The organism is Pristimantibacillus sp. PTI5, from assembly GCF_048572955.1.
Taxonomy (GTDB): Bacteria; Bacillota; Bacilli; order Paenibacillales; family Paenibacillaceae; genus Pristimantibacillus.
In genome coordinates, this window is record NZ_CP183886.1 from 4,347,990 (window position 1) to 4,365,462 (window position 17,473).

13 protein-coding genes are annotated in these 17,473 nt (G+C 46.8%); 12 read left to right on the top strand and 1 reads right to left on the bottom strand.

Annotated features, from left to right (window positions below; translation table 11 throughout):
• The first annotated feature begins 39 nt into the window (after positions 1-39).
• The 10 genes from ACN6MW_RS19345 (at position 40) to groL (ending at position 13,366) form a co-directional block, all read left to right on the top strand.
• Positions 40-630 carry a TetR/AcrR family transcriptional regulator gene (locus ACN6MW_RS19345; protein WP_419871669.1) on the top strand — a complete coding sequence of 197 codons (591 nt, stop codon included), beginning with the start codon at positions 40-42 and terminating at the stop codon, positions 628-630.
• Positions 631-929: 299 nt separating this feature from the next.
• Complete coding sequence (locus tag ACN6MW_RS19350) at positions 930-4,424, top strand: PAS domain S-box protein (RefSeq protein ID WP_419871670.1); 3,495 nt, start codon at positions 930-932, stop codon at positions 4,422-4,424.
• A 42-nt stretch (positions 4,425-4,466) separates the two neighbouring features.
• Positions 4,467-5,129: a response regulator gene (locus tag ACN6MW_RS19355; protein ID WP_419871671.1), complete on the top strand. Its 663-nt coding sequence runs from the start codon at positions 4,467-4,469 to the stop codon at positions 5,127-5,129.
• A 246-nt stretch (positions 5,130-5,375) separates the two neighbouring features.
• The gene (locus tag ACN6MW_RS19360; RefSeq protein WP_419876391.1) at positions 5,376-5,741 is read left to right on the top strand and encodes a response regulator; all 366 of its coding nucleotides are present in this window, start codon (positions 5,376-5,378) and stop codon (positions 5,739-5,741) included.
• A gap of 2 nt (positions 5,742-5,743) precedes the next feature.
• On the top strand, positions 5,744-6,352 hold the full coding sequence (locus tag ACN6MW_RS19365) for a sigma-70 family RNA polymerase sigma factor (RefSeq protein ID WP_419871672.1): 609 nt from the start codon (positions 5,744-5,746) through the stop codon (positions 6,350-6,352).
• Between the two features lie 363 nt (positions 6,353-6,715).
• Complete coding sequence (locus ACN6MW_RS19370; RefSeq protein ID WP_419871673.1) at positions 6,716-8,545, top strand: hypothetical protein; 1,830 nt, start codon at positions 6,716-6,718, stop codon at positions 8,543-8,545.
• A 33-nt stretch (positions 8,546-8,578) separates the two neighbouring features.
• The gene (locus tag ACN6MW_RS19375; RefSeq protein WP_419871674.1) at positions 8,579-9,709 is read left to right on the top strand and encodes a glycoside hydrolase family 88 protein; all 1,131 of its coding nucleotides are present in this window, start codon (positions 8,579-8,581) and stop codon (positions 9,707-9,709) included.
• A gap of 16 nt (positions 9,710-9,725) precedes the next feature.
• Positions 9,726-10,940 carry a DUF2264 domain-containing protein gene (locus tag ACN6MW_RS19380; protein WP_419876392.1) on the top strand — a complete coding sequence of 405 codons (1,215 nt, stop codon included), beginning with the start codon at positions 9,726-9,728 and terminating at the stop codon, positions 10,938-10,940.
• 431 nt (positions 10,941-11,371) lie between these two features.
• Positions 11,372-11,653: a co-chaperone GroES gene (groES, locus tag ACN6MW_RS19385; protein ID WP_076338572.1), complete on the top strand. Its 282-nt coding sequence runs from the start codon at positions 11,372-11,374 to the stop codon at positions 11,651-11,653.
• Positions 11,654-11,731: 78 nt separating this feature from the next.
• Positions 11,732-13,366, top strand: coding sequence for a chaperonin GroEL (groL, locus tag ACN6MW_RS19390; protein WP_076269676.1), 1,635 nt, complete (start codon positions 11,732-11,734; stop codon positions 13,364-13,366).
• Between the two features lie 204 nt (positions 13,367-13,570).
• On the opposite strand, the gene ACN6MW_RS19395 is transcribed toward groL, so the two are convergent.
• Positions 13,571-14,572, bottom strand: coding sequence for a tRNA dihydrouridine synthase (locus ACN6MW_RS19395; RefSeq protein WP_419871675.1), 1,002 nt, complete (start codon positions 14,570-14,572; stop codon positions 13,571-13,573).
• Positions 14,573-14,810: 238 nt separating this feature from the next.
• On the opposite strand from ACN6MW_RS19395, the gene rlmD reads away from it, so the two are divergent.
• Entirely contained in the window at positions 14,811-16,214 is a 1,404-nt protein-coding gene (rlmD, locus tag ACN6MW_RS19400) for a 23S rRNA (uracil(1939)-C(5))-methyltransferase RlmD (RefSeq protein ID WP_419871676.1), read from the top strand.
• Positions 16,215-16,726: 512 nt separating this feature from the next.
• Positions 16,727-17,071: a hypothetical protein gene (locus ACN6MW_RS19405; RefSeq protein WP_419871677.1), complete on the top strand. Its 345-nt coding sequence runs from the start codon at positions 16,727-16,729 to the stop codon at positions 17,069-17,071.
• Positions 17,072-17,473 lie beyond the last annotated feature (402 nt).

Consider the following 17,473-nt stretch of genomic DNA (forward strand, 5'->3'; position numbering starts at 1 on the left):
CGTTCAAAATAAAAGAAATCGTTACGATGGAGGACCGTCATGACAACAGGAGATGCGGATATCAAAGTCAGAATCTTATTGGCTGCCAAGAAACTGTTTGCCCAATATGGCTTCGAGAGAACGACCGTTCGGCAAATATGCGAGGAAGCAGGAGCTAACGTCGCGCTCGTATCGTATCATTTTGGCGGAAAAGAAAATATGTTCGGCGCGTTGTTCGAGCAATTTTTCCCAAATGATCAAATTGCCGGAGTAGATCCATCGCTAAGCCCAGCAGAGGGCGTAAAGCTTATTATTCGCGAGGTAACGAGATTTCGATACAGCGACCGACAGCTCATTAATATTATTCAGCAGGAAATTATAATGAACACGGATCGCATAAAGAAAATTCGCAAGCATGTCATGCCCATGTGGAAATTGCTTCGCCACTGGCTCAAAGAGGGCGAGGAGCAAGGCATGTTTCATTTTCGCTCACTGGATACGGCCTTGATGTCCGTTGTAGGGACGCTGCTCTTTCATCGACATACGGAGTATTGGGCTATATTGCTCGAGGAAGAGCATCCATCGCTGGAAACGACGATCGAAGATTTGACTGCGTTCATTATGGGCGGCTTGCATTTCAAAGAACAATAGCTGGAATCATTCATACCGTACGCGAGAAATCGTTGTGCAGTATTTTTCATTGTCTGGCCACGCCGTGTCAATACGAGTAGAGGATGGTAAAATAAAACTCTATATTCTAGGGGCCATTTTCAGCTAATATAAAGTAGTATATTGCCGAGACTGTATTTGCAGCAGGATTAGACAATCAGGTGATCAGTGGTTTATTTAACATGAGTGCTGAAAGCATTTCTTTGTTTAACCGCCGTTGCAGGCGGTTATTTTGTTTTATACGGGAGATATGCCCAATACATAGAAAAAGGAGAATGAAATTGACCGAATTTCTTATGGGGGCGGCTGTTATCATACTCCTATTTCAATTATTTCACATCATTGTTATGCGCAGAAAAAACAAGCAAACCCGGCAAAATCTCGAAGAATCAGAGGCCAAGCGATTTTTGATAGAAAATTTATTGCGAACTCTCGATGTAGGTACCTTGACTTATGATGAGAAGTCACAGAAAACGGTATATTACTCGGAGTCATTGGTGAGAATTACGGGATACTCGATGGAAATGTTTGAGGATAAAGATGCTTGGATTAGTATTGTGCATCCAGAGGATCTATATTTATTTAACCAATTAATGGAGAGCGTTAACCAGGGGAATTCGGATTTGGGAGAATACCGCGTCTTTCATGCTGAAGGAGAAATAATTTGGTTGCAGGTCCGTATCATTCCCACCTTGGGTTATGAAGGACAGCTTTCCCGTCTTGATGCTGCCATTATCGATATCACTCAGAAAAAAGAAATGGAAGCCGCGCTTCAAAGAAGCGAGCAGCGGTATAAATCTTTATTCGAATACAATTCCGACGTGATTTGCGAGCTTGATCTTAAGGGTAACGTACTGAACATCAATACCGCATCGCTGATGATTACAGGTGAACTGTTTAATGATCAAGATGCTGGGAATTTATTGGCCGAAATGTTCGGAGAAGAGGGTCTGAGGCACATGACCGCCTATTTCGAGCAGACGAAGCAAGGAAAGCCGCAAAATTATGAGATGTTGTCCCGCCATAAGGACGGGAGGGTGTTTCATTGGGATATGAAGCAAATACCTATTTTTGTGAATCACAAGGTTGTGGGGGCTTTTGCGATTTGCAAAGACATTACCTCCAAAAAAAAGACCGAGCAAGCGCTTATACGAAGCGAAGCGATGTACCGTTTGATTGCTGAGAACATGACGGATTTGGTTGGCGTCGTAAGCCCCGCGGGCGTATTCGAATATGCCTCTCCATCCTATAAGAGAGGACTCGGAATCGATCCGGAACAACTAACGGGCACATCCGTATTTGATTATACGCATCCCGATGACCTAAAAATGATTCATGAAAAGTTTTTCCGGATGCCTCGAACGACATCAACGCAGGAGGCTCGCTGCCGGATCATGCATGCTGACGGAGGGTCGGCTTATTTTGACTGCTTGGCTACTTCGATATTGGATGAAAACGGAGAAATTAAAAGCATTATCTTCGTATCCAGAAACGTTAACGAGAAGGTGCGAATCGAAAAAGATTTGAAGGGCAGCGAAGAACGGTACGGCCGATTCATCGAGCTTTCGCCGCAGCCGATAGCCGCACAGAGAAACGGGAAATTTATTTATATTAATCCTGTGGGGCTTCGTCTTCTGGGAGCCAAGCATATGGATGATATTGTTGGAAAATGTATTTACGATATCGTTTCTCCGTATGAAAAGCTGCAAGCTCAAAGCGGGGGGAACGAGATATCGAACAGGATATATTCGGGCCCGATTGAATATACGCTCATTCGTCTTGATGGACAAACCGTCGAGGCGGAGGTTACCAACATATATGACGAACATACGAATATTTCGCTTCATGTCTTTAACGACTTTACAGAGCGCAATAGGATGGAAGCGGCTTTAAAGGAAAGTGAAGAACGCTATCGCAGATTGGTAGAGCTTTCTCCGACTGCGATCTCCGTCTTCAAGGATGAGAAGCTTATTTATATTAATCCTAGCGGGTTAAAGATATTTGGAGCGGATAATCTGGAGGAAGTGATCGGATCGAAGCCGTGGGATTGGGTTCCTGATGAGGAGAAGAGCCGTTCCAAGGGCTTATTGGAGGAAAGCGTACGTTTAGGTTATATTACTCCCGTAGAAATGACGGTTATTCAGAAGAACGGACAAAGGATCGAAGTGTCCGTCGCGGCCATTTATGATAGTCACAGCTCGGCAGTAGAGATTGTATTCGAAGACATCTCGTTACGAAAGCAAGCGGAAAAAGCCTTGCAGGAAAGCGAAGCTTTAAACCGCCAATTGGTTGAACTATCGCCGGTAGCGATTATCCTTCATTGTGACTATAAGTTTACGTATGTCAACCCGGCGGGGCTCGCTTTGTTTGGGGTATTAAGCTTAAATGAGCTTGTTGATCGGTCGATACTTGGTTTCATCCACCCCGATTCGCGGGAGCTTGCCGTAAAGCGGTTGGAACGTGTTTATGCGCAGAAAGGCGTATCCTCGCTGGTGGAGCAAAAAAGTCTACGTCTCGATGGTACGGTCATCGATGTAGAGGTTATTGCTAATTCGATCTATTACAAAGGGAGGAATGCAGGACTTACGCTGATTCGGGACATAACGGATCGTAAAAAAGCGGAAGCCGATAAAAACTATGCCGAGCAAATCCTGCGTGAAAGCAAGGATAGGTACTTTTTGCTGCATACCAGTCTGGATCGGTTTTCCGGCGAGTTATTCGGCATCATGAAGGTTCACGAATTGGACCGCAGATTAGTTAAAGAGATTCAGGATATTCTTAAAATAGAAAAAGTCAGTCTGGTGCTTGTAGACAACGGGGAGTCGGCAACCGTTAAAAGCGGGAACCCGACTATACCGGAGCAGGTAATGAGTGAAATAACCGCTTATTCGTTAGGACAAATTCCAAAATGCGAAATCATAGATCTGAAGGAAGGGCATTTCCTGAAAATCGGGGAATTGATGGGCAGCTATTATTTGCTCTGCATCGGAGAAACCTCGCCTTCTTTATCGCTTGAGCCCAAAAGGGTGTGGCTGGAGACGATTACCCGCTATGCGAGCGTTCTATATGATAATTTCCTGGTGATTGAAGACTTAACCAAAGAGCTTGAGCAAATCACCTCCCAGCAAGTGACGCCGACATGGCTGTTGAGGCTGTTGTTCAGCATATCCGAGAACGAAAGAAAGCGGTTGTCGCAGGACTTGCACGATGCAGCTCTTCAAGAGCTTATGATCTGGTACCGGATGATTGATCAGGTCGCAACGGGTGAGCAAATCCCGCAGGAGTTGCAAACGAAGCTGGGATTAATTACGCAGGGCTTACTGGATGTCGTTTATCAAATAAGGATAACATGCAATGAGCTGAGGCCGCCCATGCTCCAAGAGGCTGGGCTCGTAACGTCGTTAGAAGCGCTGTTCGAGTTTACCCAGCTGCGTACCAATTATTCGATTCGTTTTGATTATGCGGATTTTCATCATACGCCGAGCGATGACCTTCTTATCGGCCTCTACCGCATCGTACAAGAGCTGCTCGCGAACGCAACAAAGCATTCGAATGCTTGGAAGGTCCATATTACGTTATTCAGCCTGGACAACTTTATACAATTGAGCTATATAGATAATGGAATTGGTATGGATGTAAGCGGAATAGAGGATAGCTTTAACCGAATGGGCGTCTACGGGATGAAGGAGAGGGTGCGCAGCCTGGAAGGGCGAATTGAATTCAACTCTTCCCCGAACGAAGGTTTAGCCATCCTCATTACCATACCGGCTAAATGACACTGCAGTATCAAAAATCGGAACAGGAGGTGTATGCCTAGCATGATCGATATTTTGTTAGTAGATGATCACCCCTCCGTTATGGAGGGGACAAAAATGCTCCTTGAGCAAGAAGGCGATATGAAGGTTTATTTGGCCCATTCCGGAAATAAAGCCTTGGAGCTCGCGGCAATTCAGTCCTTTCAGGTGATGTTGATCGATTTGCATATGCCGAATATGAATGGCATTGATTTGGCCAAAAAAATAATCGAAATGATTCCGGAGGCTGTCATCATCATACATACAGGCTTTGAATACATGAGTCATTTTAATTTGATGATCGAAACCGGTATTGCCGGCTTTGTCCTCAAGACAGCCAACAAGGAGCAGCTGGTAACGGCTGTCCGCTGCGCGCTGCGGGGAGAAATCGTTCTACCGCTTTCATTGGTGAAGCAGCTGCGAAGAACGTCAAGCGAAGTCGTCGAGAACCTTAGCGGCGACGAGGCAAAGACGATTACCGCAAAGGAATATGAAATCGTAAAGGAAATTGCAAGAGGCAGGAGCAACAAGGAAATTGCGGAGATCATGCTAATGAGTCAGCGCTCTTTGGAATACATCTTAACGAATCTCTTCCAAAAACTAAATGTGAAATCCAGGATCGAGGCAGCCATGAAAGCCAAACAATTAGGACTGCTGTCGGATACGGATTTCATTAAATTACTATAAAGACAAGGGCACAAACCTCATGCGATTTAACCCGGACACTTCAAGTGGTCCGGTTTTTTTTGTTCCGTTATTCGACGATAGTTTATAGAATCCCGCAAAAATTTTGCGGGGTCGCGCAAGGATTTTTCGGTTACCTCTGCTGCCTGTCCGTTTATGATTACAATAATGACTATAAATGACTAACAATTTACAATGAATGTTTGCAGATTAATACAATCCTGTTGTTGCAAAAATAAGGAGTGACATATATTGAAAAAAATATTGGTCGTGGACGACGCGGCATTTATGCGTATGATGCTGAAAAACATGTTGGTGGCAAATGGCTTTGATGTCGTCGGCGAAGCGGAGAACGGCGAAGAAGCGGTAAAGAAATATAAAAGCCTGAATCCTGATTTGGTCACCATGGACATTACGATGCCCGTCATGGAAGGCATAGATGCGCTTATACAAATTAAAGAAATCGAACCGAATGCAAAAGTCGTCATGTGCTCGGCTATGGGGCAGCAGATGATGGTGCTTAAGGCGATTCAAGCCGGTGCGAAAGATTTTATCGTTAAACCTTTCCAAGAGGAGCGGGTTCTGCAATCCATTAATAAGGTGCTGGGTGCGTAGTCATGAAAGAAAACTTAAGAGGAATGACGGACGAGGAGCTGGTTAGCTTATACAAGCACGGCTGTGAGGATGCTTTTAATTGCTTGTTTGAGCGATATACGAGGATGATTAGTTTCTTTAGCAACAAGTATTATGCCAGAGGCCTTCAAAAAGGAGATCTATTTCAAGATGGCAGCGTAGGTCTCTATATGGCTGCCGTTAAATTTGATCCTGAGAGAGGCGCCTTCGATGTTTTTGCCAAAATGCACATCAATAATGCCATGATCAATGCCTTAAAGAAGGCAAAAGGGACAAAACAAAAGTGTTTAAACGATTCCCTTTCCTTTTTCACCAAGCTGGACGAACCGGATGCGGAGGAGTTCATGAAGGACTTCGTCGTCGATGAGCCAACGCCGGAGGAAGTTCTACTGGAGAAGGAAGAGCTGAAGGAGAAGCAAAAGCGACTGGATCAATTGTTTGAAATGATGTCATCGGTTGAGCAGCTCGTTTTTGCGGAAATCATGAGCTGCAAGTCCTATAAAGAGGTTGCCAAGCAGATCGGAATGAGCACGAAGTCCATCGATAACGCATTAAGCCGTATTAAGAAAAAAGCATCTAGAAGGGTAGGGTAACAAAGGAAACAAGGGAAACAGCCTGTATTGCGCCTGGCTCTTACTTCATGACCATTTAATTCGGCAAATGACCGAGAAGCAAAGAAGCTTTAACCATTACCGTGCGCGAGAAATCGTTGTGCGGTATTTTTTTGCCCATGAAAGAAAGTCAAAATAGCGGTAGAGGTGATCAAAATAGCGGTAAAGAAATGGGAGTTCTTTTTTTATAATAGTAGTAAGGCATTGTGTTCTCGAAGCAGCAGGCAGGAAATGCCTATTATTCTCATATCGAGCCTTGGCACGCCAAGATTGGACGGGTAGAATGGATTAGAGGCATACAGAAACCGGCAAAAACGGTGACTGAATAGGAGTGGAATGATAACCATGAACAGCGAGCGGATTAGAATCGTTCTGGATCAGAGCAGGAAACGCGGGATGACGCTTCTCGCACCGGATGACGAGCAGGTCGGAATTGCGGCAAGGATGCGTGAAGCTGCTGCGAATCAGACGCTAATCGCTGAGATTCGGGCAGAAGCGGAGCGATATTTGCTTACGCCAGATCCTGAACTGACGTATGCCCTCTTTCGTATCTATGGTGATACGGGAGAACGGCTGGCCTACGAGAAGGTTTATTTTGAAAGGCGCAAAAGGCTGAATGCATTTGTCATCATGGCTATTCTTGAGCCAGATCACCAGCGTTATGAATCGGCGGCCCTTAATATCATTTGGTCCATTTGCAATGAGTATACCTGGTGTCTGCCGGCTCATTTTAATGAAGGAGCGGATAGGCCGGATATTGATTTGTTTGCTGCGGAGACGGGTTTTGCGCTTAGCGAAGCGATGCTGCTTTTGGGTGACCGCTTGCCTGCATTGCTGCGCATACAGGTGGAAGAGGAAATAGAGACGCGGCTGTTTCGGCCTTTCTTGGAGCAGGGGCCTTACGGCTGGGAAACAGCTGACCACAATTGGTCTGCGGTATGCGCAGGCTCGGTTGGTGCGGCGGCCCTCCATCTTATCGAGGAAGCGGGACGCTTATCGGAGCTGCTGGAGCGGGTGCTTCGTTCGCTCGATTGCTACTTAAGCGGTTTTGGCGAGGACGGAGCCTGCGCGGAAGGATATTTGTACTGGCAGTACGGATTCGGTTATTACGTTTATTTTGCCCAGCTGTTAAAAACGGCGACCGACGGGCGAATCGACTTGTTTGCTTCAAGTAAAGTGAAGGAAATCGCGCTTTTTCAGCAAAAATGCTTTACAGGAGGCAGCACGGTCATTAATTTCTCAGATTCGACTAACGAAAGCGGTATCTTTATGGGGCTGAGCTGCTGCCTTCATAACGAATATAATGAGGTGATCGTGCCTGATGGAAGCCTGAGAGCAAAGTATGCAGCCGATCATTGCGGACGCTGGGCGCCTGCGCTTCGCAACTTAATATGGGTGAAGGATGACTGGATGCAAGTTTCAGGCGACAAGGCGATCTGGCCTGCCGAGTCCTATTATTTGTCCGATGTGCAGTGGCTGATATCCAGGCATGTCAGCGATAACGGCGGCAGCTACAGCTTTGCGGCCAAGGGCGGTCATAATGAGGAGCCGCATAACCACAATGATGTAGGCCATTTTATTGTGCATGCGGATGGACAAGCCTATTTGGCGGATCTCGGCAGCGGAAAGTATACGGCGCAATATTTTGGCCTGGAACGTTATTCGATATGGTGCAACGGCTCGCAAGGACATTCGGTTCCTATACTTAACGGACTTCATCAGCAAAATGGTTCCGCATTCCGGGCGACGGTTTTGGAAGCGTCTACAGGCGAAAGCTGCGATCACATGGCGCTTTCGATTAGCGGAGCATACGTGCTTTCCAATCTGGAGCGGTTGGAGCGCCGTTTCCGCTGGGAAAAAGAAAGGCTTCCGCGGTTAATGCTGACCGACTTGTTTTCATTTACGGAAAGCAGCGAAGCCGCCAATCTGCATGTGACGGAGCGCTTCATTACGTTTCTTGCTCCTGAGCTGGTGCAGGAGGGACGTATCGTCCTGTCCGGAAAGCGTCAACTCAGCATCGCATATGACCATCAAATATGGCAACCGGCGGTGACGGCAAGAAGCGATATCGATCATTTCGGAATCGAACGCTTTTGGTATACGCTTGATTTCGAGGCATCGATACCGGCTGGCATGCCTTTGTCAGCGTCATTTATTTTTCAATTTGACTCATAGCTTACTTAATCGCCGAGGGGAGAGGGAATGGATATGGAGAAGAGCAATTGGACAAATGAAGCATGGGAAAAGGTACAGGAGAAGGTAACGAGGACAAGCAATCGAATCGGGGCGAGATTCCCGCATGCCAGCGTGGAGGGGACCTATGTGCTCGAAGCGCCGCATTGGTGGACAGCCGGCTTTTGGCCGGGCCTGCTTTGGCTGTTGTACCGCGACGCGGACTCGAAGGACGAGCGCTTTAAAGACATTGCCGAGGCATGCGAGCAGCAATTGGATGAGGTGCTGATGGGGTTTGACCGGCTGGATCATGATATCGGCTTCATGTGGTCGCTTACGAGCGTCGCCCGTTATAAGCTGCTTGGCGAAGAGCAATCTCGTAAACGCGCCCTGCTGGCTGCGAGCGTGCTCAGCGGACGGTTTAACGTAAAAGGCAATTATATAAGAGCATGGAATCCATGGAGCGAGGGAGATCGCAACGAGGGCTGGGCCATTATCGATTGCATGATGAACTTGCCGCTGCTCTACTGGGCGAGCGAGGCGACGGGCGATCCAAGGTTTAAGCATCTGGCGATGGAGCATGCGGATACGGTGCTGGAGCATTTTATCCGGACGGATGGCTCGGTCAACCATATTGTCGTTTTCCATCCGCAAACCGGCGAATTTGAAAGCGTGAACGGCGGGCAAGGCTATGCGCCGAATTCGGCTTGGTCGCGCGGAGCCTCATGGGCAATTTACGGCATGGCGCTAAGTTACCGCTATACGGGCGAGCTTAGGTATTTGGAAGCAGCCAAGCGGGTCGCCCACTTCTTCCTTGCGAATTTACCCGAGGATTCGGTTCCCCATTGGGACTTCCGGCTGCCTTCCGGCGTCGAGCGTTACCGCGATACATCGGCAGGCGCGTGTGCGGCTTGCGGCTTGCTGGAAATTGCGAAGGCGGTTCCGAATGAAGAGGCAGAGCTGTATCAAGCGGCAGGAGAGCGAATCCTCCGCTCCATGTACGAGAACTACGGAGCTTGGGATAACGAAGCGGAAGAGGGCTTGATTTTGCATGGCACAAGCCATTATCCGGAGCGGAGAAACATTGATGTGCCGCTGATTTACGGTGATTATTTCTTTGTTGAAGGCTTGGCGCGGCTGAGAGGAAATTCAGCCACGTTCTGGTAGGAGGGAGAGGGTGATGATGAGCAGACAAGAGTCCGGCACTCCGTTTTCTGACCGCCGCTATTGGCTTGAGCAGATGATTGCGATTAGCCAACCTGTCCTGACGGCGCTCGCGGAGCGTCGCCTTAAAGAGAGCATGCCGGTTGAGTTCGCAGCGGTGTCGGGCGAAACCGAGAAAGAAAGGGCTGCTGCGGCGGCGGAGCTTCAGGCTGACCGGGCGAAATATACGCATTTGGAAGCGCTTGGACGGCTTCTGTCCGGTATGGCTCCATGGCTTGAGAATAGGACCCTCCACGGAGACGAGGAAGAGATTCGCTGCCGGTTTGCGGGTTTGGCCCGCGAAGCCATAGACGCAGGGACCGATCCGGATTCGCCGGATTACATGAACTTCAGCGATGGCTTCCAGCCGATTGTCGACGCCGCTTTTTTGGCGCTAGCGATCCTTCGCGCGCCGGTCGAGCTGGGAGAAAAGCTGGAGCAGCGGGTCAAAAAAAATGTCATTGCAGCGCTGAAGCAAACACGGACGAGAAAGCCTGTTTTCTCGAACTGGCTGCTGTTTGCGGCAACCACTGAAGCGGCTTTGCTTAAGCTGGGTGAGGGCGATTGGGATCCGATGCGGATCGATTATGCCTTAAAGCAGCATGAACAATGGTATTTGGGCGACGGCGCCTATGGCGACGGACCTGAATTTCATTGGGATTATTACAACAGCTTCGTCATTCAGCCGATGCTTGTAGACGTGCTTGCCGCAGCAGGCGACCAGTACGGAGAGTGGGATGCCATGCAGGCTTCCATAACCGGCAGGGCTCGGCGATATGCGGAGGTGCTCGAGCGGTTGATCGGAACCGATGGAACCTATCCGCCGATTGGACGCTCGCTTGCATATCGCTTCGGGGCGTTCCAGAGCCTAGCTCAAAGTGCCCTGCTGGATGATTTGCCGAAAAGCGTCAGTCCGGCCCAGGTACGCTGCGCTTTGACGGCAGCCATCCGCCGAACGATGGAAATACCGGGCAATTTTACGCCTGAGGGCTGGCTTACGATCGGTTTTTGCGGGCATCAGCGGGATATTGGCGAGCGTTACATTTCCACGGGCAGCCTCTATCTATGCGCAGCCGTATTTTTGCCTTTGGGTCTGGCGAGCGAGCACCCGTTTTGGAGCGGGGCGGATGAGGCATGGACGTCGAAGAAGGCGTGGGCTGGACAAGAATTTGGGATAGACACGGCATTAAAGTAATATGAAACAAACAGCAGACAGGCAGACGATGGATGATTCGTACGCCTGCCTGTTTGTATTGGGATTGCAGTCGGATGCAGGAAGCTGCTAATGATGCGGCATTTATATAGAAGAAAGACAGAAAAAACATGCGAAAGTTGTCATAACTGCTCGGTTTTTGTGGTATCGCGGCAGTCTCATCGGCTGGGGCTGTTGTATATGAGGCGCAAGTTGCAGAAGGTATTTTTGCTGCCCAAAAGCGGAGGAATACAACTTTTATCCGCAAAAGAATAGCGTTCCGGCTTGCCTTGTGTAAATAAACGGAAAATTAAAACCAAGCACTTGAAATTGATAACGAAAATGAGTATGATAAAAATAGTTGTTAGCACTTGAAGGTTTCGAGTGCTAACGAGAAACTAAGAAGCGACAAATTTTGAAGGAGGCTATTTTCAATGATCAGACCTTTGGGTGAACGCGTATTGATCGAAGCAATCGCGAAAGAAGAAACAACCGCTAGCGGTATCGTATTGCCGGATTCGGCGAAAGAAAAGCCGCAAGAAGGTAAAGTGGTAGCAGTCGGCAGCGGTACGCTGAAAGATGGCGTTCGTGTTGCTTTGGAAGTTAAAGAAGGCGACCGCGTTCTTTTCTCCAAATATGCGGGTACTGAAATCAAATACGAAGGCAAAGAGTATTTGATTATGAAGGAAAGCGAAATTCACGCGATTTTTGAATAGCTGCCCGTCAAGGGTCACATAGAAGGCAAGATACGTTATAACAAAATTACTTAAACTATTTTGGGAGGTTTTACGTTAATGGCTAAGGAAATTAAATTTAGCGAAGATGCTCGTCGCGCAATGCTGCGCGGAGTTGACGCTCTTGCAAACGCGGTTAAAGTAACACTAGGTCCAAAAGGCCGCAACGTTGTCCTTGAGAAAAAATTCGGAAGCCCGCTTATCACGAATGACGGTGTGTCCATCGCGAAAGAAATCGAGCTTGAAGACGCATTCGAAAACATGGGCGCTCAGCTTGTTAAAGAAGTAGCAACAAAAACAAACGACGTTGCAGGTGACGGTACGACTACCGCAACTGTACTTGCTCAAGCGATGATTCGCGAAGGCTTGAAAAACGTTACAGCCGGCGCTAACCCGATGGTTATCCGCAAAGGTATCGAGAAAGCCGTTAAAGCTGCAGTAGAAGAGCTGAAAGCTATCTCGAAACCAATCGAAGGCAAACAATCGATCGCTCAAGTTGCTTCCATCTCGTCTGCTGACGATGAAGTAGGCCAATTGATTGCTGAAGCTATGGAAAAGGTCGGCAACGACGGCGTTATCACTGTAGAAGAGTCGAAAGGCTTTGTTACAGAGCTTGAAGTGGTTGAAGGTATGCAATTCGACCGCGGTTATGTATCACCATACATGATCACAGATACAGATAAGATGGAAGCTGTCCTAGACAACCCTTACATCCTTATCACTGACAAAAAAATCACGAGCATTCAAGAGATCCTTCCGGTTCTTGAGAAAGTCGTTCAATCCGGCAAACAATTGCTAATCATTGCTGAAGACGTTGAAGGTGAAGCTCAAGCTACGCTTGTAGTGAACAAACTTCGCGGAACATTCACTTGCGTAGCGGTTAAAGCGCCAGGCTTCGGCGACCGTCGTAAAGCAATGCTTCAAGATATCGCTGCTCTTACAGGCGGCCAAGTGATCACGGAAGAGCTCGGCCTTGAGCTGAAATCGACTGGCGTTGAATCCCTGGGTTCCGCTCGTCAAATCCGTATCACAAAAGAAACGACAATCATCGTTGACGGCAGCGGCAACTCCGCTGACATCGTTGCGCGCGTGAACCAAATCCGCGCTCAACTGGAAGAAACAACTTCCGACTTCGATCGCGAGAAGCTTCAAGAGCGTCTTGCAAAATTGTCCGGCGGCGTTGCTGTAATCAAAGTCGGCGCAGCTACAGAAACAGAATTGAAAGAGCGCAAGCTCCGCATCGAAGATGCCCTCAACTCCACTCGTGCAGCGGTTGAAGAAGGTATCGTATCGGGCGGCGGTACTGCCCTCATTAACGTATACAATGCCGTTGCTGCTGTTAAAGCAGAAGGCGACGAGCAAACAGGCGTGAATATCGTTCTTCGTTCCCTTGAAGAGCCGCTTCGCACAATCGCAGCTAACGCAGGCCAAGAGGGCTCCGTTATCGTTGAGCGTCTGAAAAACGAAAAAATCGGCGTAGGCTACAACGCAGCTACCGGCACATGGGTGAACATGTTCGAAGCTGGTATCGTTGACCCTGCTAAAGTAACGCGTTCGGCACTACAAAACGCAGCTTCCGTTGCAGCTATGTTCTTGACAACTGAAGCCGTTGTTGCTGACAAACCTGAGCCGAAGGGCGCAGGCGCTGGCATGCCAGATATGGGCGGCATGGGCGGTATGGGCGGCATGATGTAATAAGGGGTTAAATCCCTTATGCATCAAGGGTTTCCTTGAGAGGAAACCCCGTTTGACCACATCGTGCAAAAATAAGAGACCTTCCATGAGTTCATTGAACTCTGGAAGGTCTCTTATTATTTTTAATGAAGTTATTGGAACTGGAGTTCTATTTAGAATAAAACTATAATTCCTTAAAAAGACTTGTTTTAACTGCAAGTCTTTTTAATCATGTACAGGTGGGATACTTCTATCTAAAACTTCATCTAAAACATTGTTAACTAAACGACGTACTTCATCAGTTGACTTGGTATCCATTAATTGGTTTCTTAGTTCGCCTGCGCCTCTAAATCCACGAACATAGATTTTGAAAAAGCGAAGAAGCGGTTTAAATGAACGTGGTACGGTTTCAGTTGAATATTTATCGTGAAGATCTAGCTGTAAAAGTAGTAAATTGAGAAAATCCTTTGCGCTATGCTCTTTAGGTTCTTTTTCAAAAGCAAATGGATTGGTGAAGATGCCGCGGCCAATCATGATACCATCAACACCGTATTGTTCTACTAATTTTAATCCGGTTGCGCGGTCAGGAATATCTCCATTAATAGTTAATAACGTATTTGGAGCAATTTCATCGCGTAATTTTTTGATTTCAGGGATTAGTTCCCAGTGTGCATCTACTTTACTCATTTCTTTTTTTGTACGAAGGTGAATGGAAAGATTCGCAATATCTTGTTTCAATATATGTGCTAACCAATCGCGCCACTCATCAATTTCAGAGTACCCCAATCTTGTTTTAACACTCACTGGTAATCCACCTGCTTTGGCTGCTTGAATAATTTCTGCCGCAACTTCAGGATGTCGTATTAATCCAGCACCTTTTCCATTGGATGCAACGTTTTGTACGGGGCATCCCATGTTTAAATCGATACCACGAAAACCAAGTTTTTTCATATCCATACTCATCTGTTCAAACAAAGCTGGCTTATTGCCCCAAATATGAGCGACGATCGGTTGCTCATCTTCTGTGAACATCAACCGACCACGAGTGCTGTCTATCCCTACAGGGTTACAATAACTATCTGTACTTGTGAATTCTGTGAAAAATACGTCGGGTTTTGCAGCTTCACTAACGACGTGACGAAATACAACATCTGTGACATCTTCCATTGGTGCTAGTATAAAAAACGGCTTCGGTAAATCAAGCCAAAAGTTATGTTCGTTACTCATTTAATCTTCTCCTTTTGCAACATATACAAACGATCTATAGCAAAGACCTATAACCATCATAAATAGTATCATTTCTTTTCATTTATTGCACCTTCATGTTTTTGAATGTGTAAGAAGTGCATGTTCATTCTGATCCATTTTCGCTATAATGACAAAGTATGTCGTTTGGAGAGGTACACAAGCATTGTGGCAATAATCCTTCAATACATGAATTAACTGTTGAAAGGGGAATTATTCCTTGACTATTATAAAAGAAGAAACGCTCTTCGCGGAAATTGACCATTTAGATGATAAAGGCAATGGACAAGCTGTGATTTTGCGTGAGAGTGATAGGGGTTCCAATCCTAGAAAGCTGAGGCTGACGATTCCACAGACGCTCAAAGGGGAGTCCGTACAAGTTGTCGTCGAACACCCCGATAAGCGAAGAGTAAAAGTAATGCCTGAAGAAATTCTAGCGGCAAGCCCCGAACGGACGGATGCGCCTTGTCCTCATTTTGAGCTTTGCGGAGGTTGTGTATGGCAACACTGGACGTATGAAGGTCAATTGAAGTATAAGACCAAGCAAGTGAAGAACGCATTGATACGTGAGGGATTAAATCCTGAACTGGTACAAGATACGATCGGCATGGACAACCCTTGGCATTACCGTAATAAGATGGAGTTCACCTTTTCGCCTGAAGGGGATGTTGGACAGCATGAACAAGGGAATTTCCGCAAGATCATCCCACTGGAAACGTGTCTAATTGCAGGCCGGAATATGGTCGAAGGCATGTTGGAAGTTAGCAAATGGGTAAAAGAGTTCGGCCTTAATGGCTATAACAAAGATGCACATGAAGGCCTTCTTCGTCATTTGATGGTGCGGGAATCATTTGCGACCGGCGAAATGATGTTGGCATTGTTTGCTACTGAATCGCCTGACGGTGAATTGGCATCTGCAGTTGACAATCTTGTCGAGCGGATCACGAAGAAGTTCCCCAATGTGAAAAGCCTTCTTTGGCTTGTGAACACAGACTGGGGTGATCGCACACAATCCGAGGATACTCATTTGTTAGCGGGGCGTGATTTCATTTATGATGAAATGGCAGGCTATCGTTATCGTCTTTGGTTTGATACATTCTTCCAGACGAACCCTTCACAGGCCAAAAAACTTGTGGAGCTTGCGCTTGAGATGGGGAAACCAAAGGAAGATGAGAAAATGATCGACCTGTTTTGTGGTGTCGGTACGTTCTCATTACCGTTTGCCGCACGTGTGAAAGAATTGGCGGGAATCGAGATTGTTGAGACATCGATTGAATCAGCCAAACGCAATGCCATCGATAATGATTTGCATAACACGACATTCCTTGCCCGTGATGCACGAAGGGGACTAGATGAGATGCATGATCATTTTGGATTCGCTGATATTCTGTTGATTGACCCACCACGTAGCGGAGCCGGCGGGAAAGTGATGCGCCGCATTGGACGCTCCAAACCAAAACGAATCGTCTATGTATCATGCAATCCTGACACATTCGCAACGGACGTAACTGAATTGCTACCATTCGGCTACACGCTTCAAACCGTGCAACCTGTCGACCTGTTCCCGCATACCGTTCACGTAGAATCGGTGGCTTTGCTAGTGATGGGTGGTACAGATCGATGAGATTACAGCGGTGGAGCGGGTTTGGGGAGTAGTACAGGCGAAATGGGAATGTGAAACAGAAGTACGGAAATGATTGAGTTGACTGATTGTTGACGAAATAAATAGGTGATTTCAAGAAAACATCTGATGTTTGAAATCAGGTGTTTTTTGTTTAATGTCACAAACTGTTCGCTCTTCACTTTTAGGCAGAGGATAGATAGGGGCTATTACCAAAAAAAAAAAATGTTCGACAATATATTACAAAAAAAACTACCGATAGACTTATATACTATGTATAGTCGAAATATGGTGGTGATTATTGTGGCAAAATATTATGCAGTGAGAAACGGGAAGAAGCCAGCAATGAAACGCTTTATGTCATCCGAGAAATATTCAGCGGAACCATTCTCGTTGCCAAAAGCGTAAAGAGCAGTTCCGCCGAAGAACTGCGGAGCCTCATACAACCTGTCATTGAATTAGGTTTTCCTATCATTGGTATCGTTTCAGATGGGCAGCAGTCTATTCGTCTTGCCATGGAGTCACTGCTCCCTAAAGTTCCGTATCAGTATTGTCAATATCACTACTTAAAAGATATTGCTAAGCCCATTGTGGACCTTGATCGAGAATTAAAAACAGGCATAAAGAAAAGTCTCCGTGGCATTCGTGCTATTGAAAGAAAGCTGGATGAAGATGACTCGGAAGAAGCCGAGGTGGCAAAAGACTATTTGGCTGCCGTACGCTCTGTTCTTCTTGAAGATGGAAACCCTCCGTTAGATCTGCCAGTTCTTCGAATCTATGAGACATCAGAAGCAATTCAGGCATCGCTTGAAAGCTGCCTGAGTAAAAAAAGAGCCTTCGCTCCTTCAAAACGTATTTAGAATATTCAGTAAATTAAACGAATTCCGCTCACTATATGAAGAAGTAAAACGCTGGTCTCTCCCACTGCAGTACGTAGCAGACCTAATGAATCCTACTGTGAATCAGAGCAGCGATTCGGTACGATTCCACATGCAGTGTTTGTTACAATGGGTAGATTTGACCTACATAGGAGAAACCGATCATCCTATGGTATCTAATTTTAAGAGCTATACTAAGGGATTCTGGAAAGGACTCTTTACCTGTTACGACCACTCACATGTCCCTCGGACGAATAATGACCACGAAAGGTTCTTTCGAAAAACGAAAACACGCCATCGGCGTATGACAGGACTCCGAAGTTGGAACGAGTACATCGTTCGCTCCGGAGAATTTGTTGTTTTTGTAGATGACGCTCTCCGCCA

Coding starts and splice junctions, on each gene's coding strand:
- ACN6MW_RS19345 (WP_419871669.1), top strand. CDS start 40: ATGACAACAGGAGATGCGGATATCAAAGTCAGAATCTTATTGGCTGCC.
- ACN6MW_RS19355 (WP_419871671.1), top strand. CDS start 4,467: ATGATCGATATTTTGTTAGTAGATGATCACCCCTCCGTTATGGAGGGG.
- ACN6MW_RS19365 (WP_419871672.1), top strand. CDS start 5,744: ATGAAAGAAAACTTAAGAGGAATGACGGACGAGGAGCTGGTTAGCTTA.
- ACN6MW_RS19370 (WP_419871673.1), top strand. CDS start 6,716: ATGAACAGCGAGCGGATTAGAATCGTTCTGGATCAGAGCAGGAAACGC.
- ACN6MW_RS19375 (WP_419871674.1), top strand. CDS start 8,579: ATGGAGAAGAGCAATTGGACAAATGAAGCATGGGAAAAGGTACAGGAG.
- ACN6MW_RS19380 (WP_419876392.1), top strand. CDS start 9,726: ATGAGCAGACAAGAGTCCGGCACTCCGTTTTCTGACCGCCGCTATTGG.
- groES (WP_076338572.1), top strand. CDS start 11,372: ATGATCAGACCTTTGGGTGAACGCGTATTGATCGAAGCAATCGCGAAA.
- groL (WP_076269676.1), top strand. CDS start 11,732: ATGGCTAAGGAAATTAAATTTAGCGAAGATGCTCGTCGCGCAATGCTG.
- ACN6MW_RS19395 (WP_419871675.1), bottom strand. CDS start 14,572: ATGAGTAACGAACATAACTTTTGGCTTGATTTACCGAAGCCGTTTTTT.
- ACN6MW_RS19405 (WP_419871677.1), top strand. CDS start 16,727: ATGGAGTCACTGCTCCCTAAAGTTCCGTATCAGTATTGTCAATATCAC.